Annotated in this window: 14 protein-coding genes; all 14 read right to left on the bottom strand. The window is 59.5% G+C overall.

Going from position 1 to position 14,962, the window contains the following annotated elements; genetic code table 11:
* Nucleotides 1–77 precede the first annotated feature (77 nt).
* Nucleotides 78–1,457, bottom strand: coding sequence for an AgmX/PglI C-terminal domain-containing protein (locus ACNKU7_RS03780; RefSeq protein WP_418295623.1), 1,380 nt, complete (start codon nt 1,455–1,457; stop codon nt 78–80).
* A 9-nt stretch (nt 1,458–1,466) separates the two neighbouring features.
* Nucleotides 1,467–2,042 (bottom strand): ExbD/TolR family protein, encoded by a 576-nt coding sequence (locus ACNKU7_RS03775; RefSeq protein WP_418295622.1) that lies wholly within the window; start codon nt 2,040–2,042, stop codon nt 1,467–1,469.
* A complete protein-coding gene (locus tag ACNKU7_RS03770; protein WP_418295621.1) occupies nt 2,039–2,629 on the bottom strand; it encodes an ExbD/TolR family protein in 591 nt (196 codons plus the stop codon). The genes ACNKU7_RS03775 and ACNKU7_RS03770 overlap by 4 nt, the downstream gene beginning before the upstream one ends.
* Nucleotides 2,629–3,414, bottom strand: a complete 786-nt coding sequence (locus ACNKU7_RS03765; RefSeq protein ID WP_418295620.1) for a MotA/TolQ/ExbB proton channel family protein — start codon at nt 3,412–3,414, stop codon at nt 2,629–2,631. The genes ACNKU7_RS03770 and ACNKU7_RS03765 overlap by 1 nt, the downstream gene beginning before the upstream one ends.
* A 161-nt stretch (nt 3,415–3,575) precedes the next feature.
* Nucleotides 3,576–3,896, bottom strand: coding sequence for a hypothetical protein (locus ACNKU7_RS03760; RefSeq protein WP_418295619.1), 321 nt, complete (start codon nt 3,894–3,896; stop codon nt 3,576–3,578).
* Nucleotides 3,896–4,480 (bottom strand): tetratricopeptide repeat protein, encoded by a 585-nt coding sequence (locus tag ACNKU7_RS03755; protein ID WP_418295618.1) that lies wholly within the window; start codon nt 4,478–4,480, stop codon nt 3,896–3,898. Before ACNKU7_RS03755 ends, ACNKU7_RS03760 begins: the two co-directional genes overlap by 1 nt.
* Entirely contained in the window at nt 4,480–7,887 is a 3,408-nt protein-coding gene (locus ACNKU7_RS03750) for a tetratricopeptide repeat protein (protein ID WP_418295617.1), read from the bottom strand. Before ACNKU7_RS03750 ends, ACNKU7_RS03755 begins: the two co-directional genes overlap by 1 nt.
* Nucleotides 7,880–9,973 (bottom strand): tetratricopeptide repeat protein, encoded by a 2,094-nt coding sequence (locus ACNKU7_RS03745; protein WP_418295616.1) that lies wholly within the window; start codon nt 9,971–9,973, stop codon nt 7,880–7,882. The genes ACNKU7_RS03750 and ACNKU7_RS03745 overlap by 8 nt, the downstream gene beginning before the upstream one ends.
* 2 nt (nt 9,974–9,975) lie before the next feature.
* The gene (locus ACNKU7_RS03740; protein WP_418295615.1) at nt 9,976–10,494 is read right to left on the bottom strand and encodes a hypothetical protein; all 519 of its coding nucleotides are present in this window, start codon (nt 10,492–10,494) and stop codon (nt 9,976–9,978) included.
* A gap of 316 nt (nt 10,495–10,810) precedes the next feature.
* On the bottom strand, nt 10,811–11,287 hold the full coding sequence (locus ACNKU7_RS03735) for a molybdenum cofactor biosynthesis protein MoaE (protein WP_418295614.1): 477 nt from the start codon (nt 11,285–11,287) through the stop codon (nt 10,811–10,813).
* 4 nt (nt 11,288–11,291) lie between these two features.
* Entirely contained in the window at nt 11,292–11,540 is a 249-nt protein-coding gene (gene moaD, locus ACNKU7_RS03730) for a molybdopterin synthase sulfur carrier subunit (protein WP_418295613.1), read from the bottom strand.
* Entirely contained in the window at nt 11,537–12,028 is a 492-nt protein-coding gene (moaC, locus tag ACNKU7_RS03725) for a cyclic pyranopterin monophosphate synthase MoaC (protein ID WP_418295612.1), read from the bottom strand. Before moaC ends, moaD begins: the two co-directional genes overlap by 4 nt.
* A 135-nt stretch (nt 12,029–12,163) precedes the next feature.
* A complete protein-coding gene (pyk, locus tag ACNKU7_RS03720; RefSeq protein WP_418295611.1) occupies nt 12,164–13,639 on the bottom strand; it encodes a pyruvate kinase in 1,476 nt (491 codons plus the stop codon).
* 13 nt (nt 13,640–13,652) lie between these two features.
* Nucleotides 13,653–14,960 (bottom strand): glycerate kinase type-2 family protein, encoded by a 1,308-nt coding sequence (locus ACNKU7_RS03715; RefSeq protein ID WP_418295610.1) that lies wholly within the window; start codon nt 14,958–14,960, stop codon nt 13,653–13,655.
* Between the last annotated feature and the right edge of the window lie 2 nt (nt 14,961–14,962).

Here is a 14,962-nt window from a genome sequence, read left to right as displayed (position 1 = left end):
CAAACCTCAGGTAATTTCTTAAGAAATGCCAACGCATGCACCGCCCCGGGAAAACCGGGGCGGTGCAAACCGTCACATTACGCAGCAGGCAGGAAGTCGATGGGGTACAGGATGGTGATGGTCGGCACCCCGTCCTTGGCCCCAAAGTTGAAGCGTTTCACCCGCGCAATGATATTGGTATCAAGCGCCGGCGAATCCATATCACTGCTCTCCACTTTCGCCAGCGACACCGATCCATCAGGCTCGATCGTGATACGCAGCACCATCTTGCCCTGCAGGGCCGGGTTGTTGCGCAGCTCGCGGTTGTAGATCCGGTACAGCGCCGACTTGTAACGGTCGAAGACAATCTGGATCTCTTCGTCGGTACGGGACGGCCCCATGCCATCGCTGAGCGGACGCTCTTCGCCGGCAAAATCGCCTTCGGTACCGATACCACTGGATACCCTGGAGAAACTCACCCCGTCGAGCGCCGTGCCCACGCCACCGGCATTGCGGCTGAGTGCAGCCGTATTGATACCGTCAGACCCGGATTTCGCCGCGGCGGTGATAAGTGAACGCTGACTGCGGTTCTCTTTCTTGCCTGCGGTACTCAACTGGGTCTGCTGCCCCAGACGGTTGTCGAGATCGTCCTGGATAAGATCCTGGAAGTTGTCTTTGAAGGCCAGAACACCGGCGCGCTCAACCTTCTTGCGAACCTGCTTCTTCTCCACGTTGGAAGGCTTGGGTTCTTCCTTGGCCACTTCCTGCTTGGCTTTCTCAGGCTCTTTCTTTTTCTCTTCCGGCTTTTTCACCACCGGCTCCGGCGGCGGCTTGGGCTTGGTTTTCTTTTCCAGCACCAGCTTGGCCAGACGCTCCGGCACCTCGATTACTTCCTCTTCATCGGGCTCCGGGAGCTGCCAGGTATAGGCACCGAACCCCAGGAAGAATGCGATCAGCAAACAGGCGAGCAAACTGCGACGGAAGCGACGCTCGTCTTCTCCATCGGTGTTCCACGGCATGATCGCGTTGCGGAATGCTGAGGGCTCCAGCTCCCGCGTCACTTCATACTCGTAGTGCACATCCTCTTCCTGCTGACGGATTTCCCGGAACTCGGCATCCAGGTCAAACAGGTCATCGCGGCATTCGTCGATCTGATCCTGAATGCGCTTATGGCGCTCATTCAACAGGTCGAGGTTTGCGTGATAGATACTGACGGTCTTCTGCAGGCGGTGAATCAGCGCCTTGGACGCATTTTCCTTGTAGTGTTCCGCCCAGAACAGTTCCCCGGCACCGGCAGCCTCGAGCTTGTCGAGACGGTCGGAGATTTCGTCGAGCAGCTGATGCTTGGCCTCATCCTTGTGCAGGGCCTGCAATTTGCCATCGACCTGATCCCGCTCGGACTCAAGCGCGTCCAGTCGACGGCGGACAGCTTCCTGCTGTGCGCTCAGTGCCTGCTTTTGCTGATGAAAATTACTCACAAACTTTCACTAACTCTGAGATGCTTTCTGAATAACCGCCAGGGAAATTCGCGTGTATCCGGCATTGGTGCAGCTGGACATGACTTTCTTCAGTACGCTGAACGGTACGGATCTATCCGCCAGGATGTTTACTTCCGGCGGTTCGGCCAACAGCTCGGCCGCCTCGGCAGCAACATCTTCGCCGGCCGCAGCCCGCGCAGCCAATGCTGCCTTGGCTTTCTCAAGCTCATCCTCGGCCATGGTCATGGCCTTACCGACCTCTTCGATCATGGCCTGCTGGATCGCTTCAATCACCAGCTCTTCACTCTGGTACAGCTCTTCGGTCGTCATGACCGACTTGGTTTCAATCAGCACCTCGTCGTGGGTGACCATGAGGGTAACGGTCTCCCGCGGCTTGGACTCCACCACGGAGTCCGGCAGGGTGATGACCTTGGGCGCTTCAATCGCTTCGTCGCTGGCGCTGTTGGTCAGCAGGAAGAACACCAGAATGGTGAATACATCCATCAGCGAAGTCAGGTTCATGCCCGGTGTTTTGCGCTTGCGGCTTCGCGCCATGCGCTTCATGCGTCTGCTTTCACGTTTCACGGCGCATCTCCCAGGGAAATATCGGGGAAGAGTTCCATCCGTTCCGGCTTGGCTTCCGGATCGGTTGTGCCTTCGGGAATGACATCAGCTCCACGTACCGCGTCCATCACGCCAACCAGGTGCTCATAAGCCACATCCGGCTCCATAAGCAGAGTGGAATCGGTTTTGTCCGGATAGGATTGCTTGATGCGAACCAGGAATTCACGCAGTCGCGCCAGGTCGTAGACTTCCGCAGTAGGCAGTACCGGCGCTACTTCCGCCGGGTCTCCACCCTCTGCCACCGCGGCATCAGCCGGGGCATCCGCGGTCTGTTCGCCGTCCTGGTTCAGGTTGGTGAAGCGGGCGATAACCTTTTCACCATCGCTGACTTCCAGCGCATCTTTGCGCACCACAACCTCGACCGTCACACTGGGGTTATCCGGTGCGCCGCCGCCAGCGCCGCTGGGCATATTGAGTTCCAGGATGGTCACGCGGGAAAATACTGCGGAAACCAACAGGAACGGCACCAGTACCACCATCAGGTTGAGGAAGGCGGTAATGTCCAGTTCTGGAGCTTCTTTGTTTCTACCGTGACGCCTGCTTCTCATTACACAGATTCCGGCTTGCTGCTCTCGGTGGCCTGATCAGCGGACTGCTCCGCATCGGCATTGCGCGCGGCTTTGGCCTGCTGAGTCTGTACGACGTCCTGATTAACCGGCTTGCCAGCGGCGCCCTCTTCCTGCGGCACTTCGCTGCGACGGCGGGTGCTGCTAGAGATGATGTTCAGGGCTTTAACGGAAACCATTTCCAGGCTGTCAACGATCTGCCCGGTCAGGGAGTTCAGGAATGCGTGCACGATCAGCAGCGCGATACCAACCATCAGACCGAAAGCCGTTGTGTTCATCGCCACGGAAATACTCGCAGACAGAAGATCCGCTTTCTCGGCCGGGTTGGCATTGGCCACCGCAGTAAAGGCTTCGATAAGACCCATGATGGTACCGAGCAGACCGAGCAGGGTGGCGATATTCGAGCCCAGCGCAACGTAGGGCGTACGCTTTTCCAGCTGCGGGATGCTCTCCATGATGCTTTCTTCCATCGCGATTTCGATATCTTCGCGACGGCGCACCGCGCCCTGGCGCTCAAGCCCCATGGCCAACAGGCGGCCAACACCGGTGTTGTCATCTTTGACCAGGTTACGGGCGCGATCGAAGTCGCCGGAATTCAATACCGGCTGCAACTTGTCCCAAGTCGCACGGTTGGTGTGGCGTTCATAGGCCAGGCGAATGTAACGCTCGATCGCCACCGCGGCGCCCAGCGCGAATACCACCAGAATGGGGTACATGAACACACCACCAGTCTGAAAAAACGCGATTACGCTGTTAAAGAAATCCATCACAAGCCCTCTAGGTTTTCTTTGTCGGTTGCGCGGCTGCCCGCTTAACCTCTGTTGTTGCGACCTTTATGGTCAATCTATGGTTAGTAACTTATTTGCCTGCGCCGGCCCCCAGGGGTACAGCGCCACTTACTGACTGCGACCTCGAGTCCTGTGCCCAGTCACTCCTCGGAAAGACTGAGCTGGTAAAACTCGAGCTCGCGCATAAATACTTCTTTGTCCAGCGGCTGCAGCGTGGGATCGAGCAGCGTGGAATTCAAACCGCTCTCCACACCCACCTCGGAACTTTTCCACGGCACGATGTACAGTGACTTGGGCGCCTCCTTGTTTCCGATGATGGAAATACCGGAGAGCTCCTTTACCTGGTTATCGACCTTCTTTTCCGTGCCTTTAGCCGTATCCTCCGCCGCAAACGCCGGCAACGGCAACAGGCATCCGGTCATGGCCAGCACTACTTTCAGGTTCTTTTTGCTCAACTGCATCAGTTTGCCCGCCGCTTCAGATCTGCTACCCAAATGGATACGTTCGTGTCATCTGGCGCATGATTGAGGTAGAGCTGAAATTGTGCGAGTGCACAATTCACATCCTGGAGATAGAGGTCGCAAAGGATCCCGAGATTTTTGATCAGCGGCAGATTGTCCGCATGCACTGCCAGGGAGTCCGCATAGGTTTTGCGCGCTTCGTCAAACCGGCCCTGGTGACGGTAGAGTACCGCCAGTTCGTTACTGGCGACCGGATCCAGCGGCGCCGCACGCAGGGCTTCCAGAAAGGCCTCTTCTGCATGCTTCTCGTCGCCGGTACGGAAATAGGCGATTCCCAGGTTTACATAGGGCGCGGACAGACGCTGTTCGCGGGCGACAACACTTTGCAGCAGTTCAATAGCTTCCGGATAACGCTCCCCCTGCAGGTACTCCACCGCCTGTAAAAAGTCGCGGTTCACACTGCCGGAAACCTTGACGTTCAGCGGGTCTACCGGGCGGTTGGAGGTTTGCGGGCCGCTGGCACAGGCGGCCAGCAGCAATACCGCGGCACATACCACTGGGCGCAGGAAATTATTCCAACTCATCAGCCCTGATCCTCCTCGGATTCATTTTCCGCAATCACCGCAGGTGCAGGCTCGGCTACTTCAGGCTCGACCAGTTCAGGCTCGGGAATTTGCTCCGATCCTTCAATCTCTGCCGCAGTTTCCTCGATACCGCCCTCTTCTCCAGCCTCTGCTGATGGGTTCACATCCGCAGTCAACGCAGCAGCCGGAACTTCGGTTTCAGCCACCTGCGGTGCTGTATCGCCTGCAGGCGCTTCCGCGACTTCGGCATTCACTTCAGGGGCAGCCACTTCAGGCTGAACCGGTACCGGCACAATGGTGGTGAGGATATTGCCCGCATCCTCTTTGCGGTCATAGCGCGCAGGCACCAGGCCGGCGAGCTGCTCGATACTTTTCGCAACCCACTGGTTGTAGATACCGGCAGCCATCAGGTCGATATTTTTCTCGTGTACCGAGATCGCCCTTTCCTCGAACGGGTAAATCTGCTCCTCCAGTGCCAGCTCGTACTCTTCGAGCTCCAGGGCACTGAGATTGGTCGGTCGTTCCGACTCTTTCAGTGCGCGGCTGAAATGCAGGTAAATTTCGCCCAGGTAGAAAGTCGCAGCCGCCGTGACATCCGCCACCTGGTAGTCGATCAGATCCGAGAAGGCGTTAACCGCAGATTTCATCCGCGTGCGCTTGGCATTGAGGTTCTGCTCCAGCGGCGCAACCAGGGCAATCTCCCGGAACGCATCGTATTTGGGTTCCGCCAGCTGCAGTGCGGCGGTACCGGCCAGGTAGCGGGTGCGGTCGTTGCGCTCGTTTCCGCCGCGCAGCTCGATGCGCACCATGTCTTGCAGGGTATTGAAGTAGGCCTTGCGGTTGCCGCTGTTGTTGTAGATATCGGCAATCTTCTGCCGGGTCTCCAGCGCCGGCTCCATGGGGCTCGGGAAGAGCTTCACATAGCGGTTCAGTACCGCCAGTGCCTTGTCGTAACTCTTCGCGGCACTGTACAGATCCGCGGCCTGGGTCAGTGCTTCACGGCGCACATCGTCGTCTTGTGACTCCTGCTCAATGCGCTCGAACTCGGCGCCGGCGAGCAGCAGCTGGCCACTTTCCTGATACACCACCGCCAGCTTTTTGGTGACTTCTTTTTGCAGCTCGTGCTGCGGGTGGTTGGTGCGGAACGCCTTGAGTACATCCGCCGCGCGCACCCAGTTTTGCAGCTGGATCAGCGATGCGGCAGCATCGTATTCCGCCGTTGCAAGAATGCTGGCACCCGGCGCGGCCATACGGATACGCAGGAAGTGTTCGGCAGCGGCCGTGTGATCTTCCGCCTTGCGGGCCACGTCGCCCTGCTGGTAAATGGAGCCTGCCAGGTTGTCGATCAGATCCGCGCGATCCTTGGCGTCAACCGCGGTAAGTGCCAGCGCTTCGCGATAGCCGGATTCTGCGTCCACGTAGGCGGCGGTATCAAACGACGCGTGCGCGACCAGCAGCCAGGCGGAACGGCGGATTTCCTGATCTGCGGCCGGGAATTTTTCCAGCAGCAGGCGGCCGTTCTGAATGGTTTCGGCAAAGTTCTTCAGCTTGTACAGGTCATCCACGGCACCCACAAGAATCTGCGGCGCCTTGCCGTGCTCCGGGAAGGTTTCGGCAAAGGTCAGGGAGGAGCGAATAATCTCTTTCTGCACCGCGGTTTTCTCGGCGGTACTGCCCTGGGCCAGGTTGTTTTTCAGGTGCTCGCGATAGGCGAATACCGCGGCATAGCCCGCTTCACTGGCATCCTTGTGCGCCTGATACTGGTATGCCGTGCGCTCGTATTCCTGCGCCGCGTTCATGAAGTCGCGGTTTTCCAGCATCAGGCCGGCCAGCTGATAGTTGATCTCCGGCGCCTTGGGCTGATCTGCGAAAGAGCCAAGGTAACGGCGATACCAGTGAATCGCCTCGGCGTAGTGCTCGCCTTTCTTGTCCTTGAGCTTCTTGTTCTGGTAAGCCGCGTGGTAGTGGCTCGCCAGGTCGATCAGGTTGGTCTGCAGGAACTCCACCGCGGTGGCGTATTCCTGGATATCGAATACTGTCCAGTACTCGGCATCCAGCGCATAGGTATTGGCGAAGTCTTTTTTCGCTTCCAGTACCAGACGCGGGAAACCGCCCTTCTGGTAAATCTCGATCACACGGATGGAAAAGTCCGGAGCCACTTTGTGCAGCGGGTTGCGCTCCACAAACGCGGTATAGGCTTCCGCCGCATCCTGATAGCGACGCTTGTCCAGGTAGTACTCACCCAGGTGACTGTAAACGTAGGACTCGTAATCCCGCGCGCCCTTGCGGGTGAAATAATCCACAATGGACTCGGCACCGCCGAGGTAGGAGAAGCTCAGGCTGATAACCCGGAAGGTATCTTCGATGTGCTTGCGCTCGGTTTCGTTCGATTGCTGTTCGAAGTCGTAGCCATCGGCGACCTTGACGTCGAGCATGCGCACGAAATCGTCCAGCGCCATCTCGTACATTTCCTGTTTGAACAGCGCCCAGCCGCGCTTGTACAGCGCCAGCTCGTAGAAGCTGGACACTTTCCCCATGTCAATTACCCGGCCATAGGACTCCTCTGCATCCAGGAATTTCTTGCGGGTAAAGTAGTACTCACCGAGACGGAAAAAGGCCTCGTCCACATGGCGGGATGCGGGGTATTTGGCCACCATCTGGCGCAACACCTGTACCGCCGCATCAATCTCCCCGGTTTCCTCGTAGGCCCGGGAAAGCTGGTACATCACCTGATCGTTGCGTTCGTACTGGGGGTATTCCGCCAGAAGTTTTTTGTACAGGGCGATCGCCTCGCGGGCATTGGCCGCCAGCAGCGCATCCGGGTCATCGCCGGGCAAGCTGCCACTCAGGTCTGTGGCTGCGGTCTGACTGCTGTCAATGGCCAGGTTCGAACTGGCGCGCGCCTCGAAGTCCGATTCGCTTTCGCCACTGGAGCGCGCAACGCCGTCGAGAGCCAGCGGCGCCTGCTGGCTGGCCGCTGCGAGCTGCGCCGCTTCTGGTGCATCCAAGGCTGGCTGGCCCAGTGCCTGGCCTGATTGCGCGCGGCGCGCGGCATTAGTGGTTGCTGCAGCCACCTCTTCTTCGGAAAGAATGCGCGTGGCCGTCGACGCGGTGGCACCACCCGCTTCCGCGCGATGCGCCTGCTTGATCTTCAGGTCTGCTATGCGGCGAATCGCTTCCGGCGTCAGTGCAGTTTCCGGCGTTTCCTGCAGGTACTTCTGATAGCTGGCCAGCGCCTTCTCGAGGCTGCCTTCAATGCGTGTCTCGCGGATTTCAATATCGACGTTTTTCAGGCTGCCAATGGTGTTGCCGCTGTTACTGGCGCAGGCACTGAGCAACAGCATCGCGGATGCCGCAGTGGCAAGGCTCAGGCTATTAAAGCGGGCACTTAGTACTTTCTTATTCACTGTCTGCGCCCTCACCGCTCTCCACAGGAGCCTCAAGTTCCGGAGGGTTATCCACAGGCAGCGGTTCACCATCGCGGTTGGATGCAGGCTCGGCCTGTTTCAACTGTTCCATCTGCTCCTGGTACTGCTCAACTTTCCGGGCATCCAGGCGCTGCTCCTGCAGTTCGTTGGCGCGGTCGTAACTGTCTGCCAGTGCGAAGCGTGCCTTGATCTGGTAACTCTCGAGCTGGGCCCGCTGCTGATCCAGTTCGTTGATCGCCAGCTGCTCCAGCATGCGACCCTGACGTGCCATCAACTGGTCGATCCTGTCCTGCGCCTGGTTGAGGCCACTGCGCAGTTGTACGATCTGGTCGCCATAGCCCTCGTAGCTGTGGGTCGCGGCCTGACGGCTGCGCACATAGCGCTGGTAGGTTTCCTGCAGGGTCGCGATCACCCCGTCCAGCTCGCGCAGGTTCTTGTAGGCTTCGGTCAGGCGGTCATCAAACAGTTTCGAGAGTTTGAACCGCAACAACCCTTCCAGGCGTGCGATGCGAGATTCGGTCTCTTCGCTGTTCAGGTCTGGATTGTGTGCCAGCAGGTTGCGCAGTCTTTCCAACCGCAGGAGCGCGTCGGTTTCCTCGCTTTTGGCCAGCAATTCCGGCCGGCGATTTACCAGCAGGTTTTCGATACGGCTCGCCAGGCGCTGGCGCTGCTCCAGGCGCATCTTGATGCGCGCATCAATCTGCCGGAACTGGACGTCCAGGCCAGGCAGTATCGGTTCGTAATAGGCGCGGCGCAGGGCGATGATTTCGTCAAAGGAATCGAGGCTTTCCAACCAGGCCTTGTTGCGCTCAAACAGGTCGTTCAGATCCTGATAGTTTCGCAGGAACTCCTGATAATCGTTGGACGCCATCAGGTCGAGCAGGTAGTGGGTTTCCGGAGCGCCGGGCAGTTTGCGCAGTTCCACCACCCAGTTCTTCACCTGATTGGCTTCCTTGCGGCGCAGTGCCTCCAGCAGCTTGCCTTCGCGAATGCTGGTAATGGACTGGGAAAGCACGTCGACCTGCTCACCGAACAGATCCAGAGCCTGGCCATAGTTCACCGCCGCGGTGCTGTGTACATCCAGCTTGCCGTAGGCATAGGGTACGGCAAGCACGGCCTCGTGCACGGCCTTGTTGGTTGGCTGGCGCTCTTTCAGCAGCTGCCAGGGTACCAGAGCCCGGTCGTAGCGGCCCGCATTAGCCTCCACCCAACCGGCACCCAGCAGCGCCTGGTTGGAAAACGGGCCTGACAGCCGCACCCGGTCAAAGTAGGTGCGCGCACGCTCATATTCCTTGGCTTCCATCAACTGGTAACCGAGCAGCAGGTTGGTTTTATCCTGCAGTGCCTGCATGCCTTCGCTGGCACCGGCATTGCGCCCGAGGCCATCCAGCTCCAGCACACCACGTTCGGTATCACCGGCTTTCAACAGGGCGATACCGAGGTTGTATTCCACAAAACCGGAAAGGGATTTCTCCCCCTTGAGATCCCGCAGCAGGGCAATCGCCTCTTCGAAGCGGCCCAGTTGCATATACACGCGCGCACGCAGGAACTGCTCTTCCGCGCGCACTCTTTCGGGCACACGCCCCTCGATCATTTGCAATGCATTCAGTGCATTGGCGAACTGCTGTTTCTGGTAATGAATACGCGCGAGCCGGAATGCCGCTTCATTTTTGATCGCCTGCGACACATTGCCTTTCAGGACCGCTTCGATTGCACGGCCGGCTTCCCGGTGCATGCGGTAGGAAAGTTCCAGGTCGCCTACGGCGAATTCCGCCTGGCCATAGTGGATGCTGAATGGATCCAGTGCCGGATCATCCAGCAAACGGAACTGCTTGAGTTCGGTATCCAGCCCGGTGATCGCATCGAAATGGGCATCCTGATGCGCATAAAACAGGGCTTCGCCGAAGAAAAGGTCTTTCAGCTCATCGGTATGCAGTGCGGTGGGGTCGAGTGTTTCTTTCGCCTGCGCGACAGATGTCACCCCCAAAGGCACGGCGACAACGCACAGCGAAGACAACGCCGACAGGGTTGCGCCGGCGATTGCACGGGCCAGACGGGAAGACATGGTTACCAGTCCTTAAAGTTGATCGCGGACTGGGTGCCGGCAATCTGGATTTCAACGAACTTGGGACCCACTGCTTTTTCCACGCTGTAGGTCGCCGTTCCGCGATACTCCTTGCCTGATTTTGACTTGCCAAAGTAGCTGATCACCAGTGGGTGAGCACCGGTCTGCACGTTGGCGGTGTGAATGCGCTGTACACCGCCCTGTTGCAGGGCTTCGATTTCCCGATAGGTGTACAGATGGTGGGCAACGACCTGGTTGTCCAGCTTGACCTCGACCGATTCGAGGCTGAAATCCTCGCTACCCGCGAGAGAGATGAAAAACGCAGCCTGCGTGTTCGAGGGAAACAGGAGTTTCTCTTCGAGTCGATTCAGCTCAGAAGTCAGGCTGATCACATCCTGCTTAACGTCCTGGATCTGCTCGTCGAGCCCGCGAATCTCCTCGCGGCTCACATCCTGAGCACTGGCCAGTGAAGACAGTGACATCAGCAGTGCTGCTGTCAGCGATATCAGAATTCTGCACATATCCCTTTTCATACCTCCGGCCCGCCCCGTGACTAGAAAAAACACAGCACTGAGGCCACAGCGCGTGCTTAGCGGTGGGATTGTATTGCAACCAAGGCGAGGGGATATGTGAGGCGCTTCAAATCTCGCGCATCGGACTAGAGGTGAATTTTTTCTTTAAATTCAATGGACAAGAGGTTTTTTCTCGAAGTTGTGACAGGTATCACGCACCACATCACACTATTCTGTGTGACCGGGTTCGCAGATAACCCGGTTAACGCGAACGCCGTTCGATCCGTTTGGGGCAACAGGCCACAACTCAAACATCGAACTGGACTCACCACTTTTGCAGCGCCGCTTCATCACTTTTTTTCGCCTCGACCCACTGCCCGGCGCTGTCACTCGCGACCAGTTCCTTTTTCCAGAAGGGGGCGCGACTCTTGAGGAAGTCCATGATAAAGGCACAGGCATCCAGCGCCGCCCGCCGGTGTGCGGAGGTTGCCCCCACAAAAACAATCTCGTCACCCGCCGCCAGCCTGCCATAGCGGTGGATCACCCTTACCCGGCCCAGGGGCCAGCGCTGGCTCGCCTCGCGTGCAATCCCCTCAAGGGCGGATTCCGCCATCCCCGGGTAGTGTTCGAGTTCGAGCGTTTCGACAGCCGATCCCGGTGTTGCTGCAGTCGGGGAAAAATCCCGCACATTGCCGACAAACATTGCGGTGGCACCATCGCTGGTGTTGCCCTGCCGCAGCAGGGTGTACTCGGCTCCCGGATCAAAGCCCCCGGCCTGCACGGCAATCGAAATATCAGTCATTCCCTTACCCCCCGGTTACCGGCGGGAAGAAGGCCACTTCATCACCGTCACGCACCGCAGCCTGGGCATGACTGAGTTGCTGGTTGCACGCCATTTGCAGCTGGTCATTGCCCAGGGCAAGCCGCCAGGTTTCTCCCTTGTTGCGCAGCGCTTCGCGCAGCTCCCCCAGCGTGGATACGCCCTCGGCGTCCACATCCAGGCTGTCGCAGGCCAACTGCTCCCGCAGCCCGGCAAAAAACAGCACCTTGATCACTGGCTCACCTCCGCGCTTTCCGCGACCCAGTGACCGCGTTTGCCACCGGTTTTTTCCTGCAGTTTCGTCGGCCCGATGACCATGGCCGGATCCACGGCTTTGCACATGTCGTAAATCGTCAGCGCCGCCACACTGGCCGCGGTCAGGGCTTCCATTTCCACCCCGGTGCGCCCGGCAAGCCGGCAGTAGCTCTGGATATGCACGCAGTTGCTGCCTTCATCCAGCGCAAAATCCACCTGTACCTTGGTGAGAGCGAGGGGGTGACAGAGAGGTATCAGATCGGCAGTTTTCTTGGCGGCCTGGATGCCGGCAATACGGGCGGTGGCGAGCACATCGCCTTTCTTGTTGTTGCCGGCCCTGAGCTGGGCAAAGGCCTCCGCCGACATGACCACTGCCGATTCCGCGCGGGCGCTGCGATCGGAGATGTCCTTGTCGGTGACATCCACCATACTGGCTTCGCCCTGCTGGTTGAGATGGGTGAGACTCATAACGCTCGTATCCCTGTATTTCGTTTTGCCGGTTAGTGTACCCAACACAGGGCGGGGCCCGCACCTTCCGGCTTGCGATTCGTTACAGACTGGATACGTGTGCCCAGCGGACGGCGGCCCGGCACAAGTCAGTGATCAATCACTGACTTCGAGGATTTTCAGCGTGTTGGTGCCACCGTGGGATTGCATCAGGTCGCCGCGAATCAGGATCACCTGATCGCCCACCTTTACGATGCCCCGCTCCTTCAACACATCCAGCGCACGCTGGTTCAGCTCCTTGTCGCTCTGGTCGCCGGGCTCAAACAGCAGGGAAATCACCCCCCGGTACAGCGCCATGCGCCGCTGGGCGATGGGGTCATGGGCCAGCCCGACGATGGGCAGGCCCGACCGGATGCGCGAGGCGATCAAGGGCGTGTAGCCGGTCTGGGTCATACACGCAATGGCGGTAACCCCGGCCAGATGGTTCGCGGCATACATGGCGGAAAGCGAGATGGTTTCATCGATACGGGAGAAACCCTGGTGCATGCGGTGCCCGGATTCCTGTGCGGAGCGCTCGCGCTCCGCTCCCATGCACAGGCGGTGCATGGCCTCGACCGCTTCCACCGGATAATCCCCGGCCGCGGTTTCCGCAGACAGCATCACAGCATCGGTGCCATCCAGTACGGCGTTGGCCACATCGAATACTTCCGCGCGCGTGGGCAGCGGGGCCTTGATCATGGTTTCAAGCATCTGGGTCGCGGTAATCACCGCGCGATTGAGCTGGCGGGCGCGCTTGATCATGCGCTTCTGCACCCCGATCAATGCGGCATCGCCGATCTCCACCCCGAGATCCCCGCGGGCCACCATCACCGCTTCGGAGGCCTCGATGATTTCGTCCAGGGTTGCTTCGTTTTCCACCGCTTCGGCACGCTCTACCTTGGCCACCAGGCCAATGTTTTTGCCGGCCTCGCCCAGCAGCGCCCGCGCCTCGCGCATGTCGTCGGCACTGCGGGGAAAGGACACCGCGAGGTAATCCACACCGATATCGATGGCGGTTTTCAGGTCCGCCTTGTCTTTTTCCGTCAGTGCGGCGGCAGACAGGCCACCGCCCTGCTTGTTGATGCCCTTGTTATTGGACAGGCTGCCACCAACCACTACCTGCGTAATCACTTCGGTACCGCTGACCTGCTCCACATCCAGCACCACGCGGCCGTCATCCAGCAGCAGGCGGTCGCCGGCCTTCACGTCTTCGACCAGCGATTTGTAATCACACCCTACCCGCTCAAGCGAACCGTCATCGCTGCCGAGCGCCATATCGAGGACAAACTTCTGCCCTTCCTTAAGCGTTACGGCACCGTCGCGAAAACGCGCGATGCGGATCTTCGGCCCCTGCAGGTCGCCCAGTGCGGCGACAGCCTTGCCCAGCCGGGCAGCAATTTCCCGCACCTGCTGCAGGCGGCGGCGATGGTCTTCCGCGGTTCCGTGGGAGAAATTCAGCCGCACGACATCAACGCCCGCCTTGAGCAGTTTTTCCAGTACGCCGTCTTTGTCGCTGGCCGGCCCCAGGGTGGCGACGATCTTGGTACGGCGCACCGGATTGGCGGTGCGTTCAATGGCGGGGATCTGACTCATAGGAACCTCTGGCTCAAGCGCGCGGCAATATCAGGAGCGCGCGAAAATCGTTTACGTTGGTGCGGGTGGGGCCGGTGACGATCAGGCGCTCCAGTTCGGCAAAGAAACTGTAGGCATCGTTATTGGCGAGATAGTCCCGGGGATCCAGCCGCTGGGCCTGCATCTTCGCCCAGTCCGCAGGAGAAAAACAGGCCCCCGCGTTGTCTTCGGATCCGTCGATGCCATCGGTGTCGATGGCCAGTCCGTAAATACCGGGGGCACCGGCGAGGGCGCTGAACAGACCCAGCAGATATTCCACGTTGCGCCCGCCGCGGCCGTTCCCTGTCACGGTTACGCTGGTTTCGCCGCCGGAAAGTATCAGTAGCGGCCGCGAGATTTCCCGCTGTACCTGTAACGCCAGCTGCGCGTGCCTGTGCCCCAGCGCCCGCGCCTCGCCCTCCAGGTTATCCCCGAGTACCCGCACATCGGCACCCGCTGCCCGGGCGGCGCTGCTGGCGGCATCCAGGGCATCCTTCGCTTTCGCCAGCATCTTGACGGTGTCGCGCGAGAAGCCGGCATCCCCCTGCCTGGGCGCATCAGTATCGCCCAGTAAGTGAGTACGCACATTGTCGTCAATATCGATACCGTAACGCTGCAGGACTTCCAGCGCATCGGCGGGAGTAGAGGAGTCCGGCAGTGTCGGGCCGGAGGCGATCAGGGTGGGGGAATCTCCGGGCACATCCGAAATCAGGTAGGTAACAACACGTGCAGGATGGGCAGCGACAGCAAGGCGCCCGCCTTTGATCGCGGACAGATGGCGGCGTACCGTGTTGATCTCGCGAATGGGCGCGCCGCTGCGCAGCAGGGCCTTATTGATCGCCTGCTTTTGCGCCAGGGTGATTCCCGGCGCAGGCAGAGTCATCAGGGCCGAGCCACCCCCGGAAATCAGCGCAATCACCAGATCGCGTTCCCCCAGGTTCCCGACCGCCGCCAGCATGCGCTTTGCCGCAATTTCACCCATGTTGTCCGGCATCGGGTGCGAGGCCTCCAGCACTTCCGTTTTTTTACAGGGTGCGCCGTGCCCGTAGCGGGTAACCACCAGGCCAGACAGGTCTGCGTGCGGGTATTGTTCGTACCAGGCTTCTTCAAAGGCCGCCGCCATCGCCGCCGCTGCCTTGCCGGCACCCACAATCACCGTGCGCCCCTCCGGCGGCACCGGCAGTTCGGCGGGCAATAGCTGCTGCGGGTGCACGGCAGAAACCGCCAGCGTGGCCAGTGCCTGCAGCCAGGCGGAATACTCTTCAGGTGTCGCAAGCGTCTCGATGCGCGGCAATGCCTCCATAA

Source organism: Microbulbifer weihaiensis, assembly GCF_048323715.1.
Lineage (GTDB): Bacteria > Pseudomonadota > Gammaproteobacteria > Pseudomonadales > Cellvibrionaceae > Microbulbifer.
This window is presented reverse-complemented; position numbering and strand designations above follow the sequence as displayed.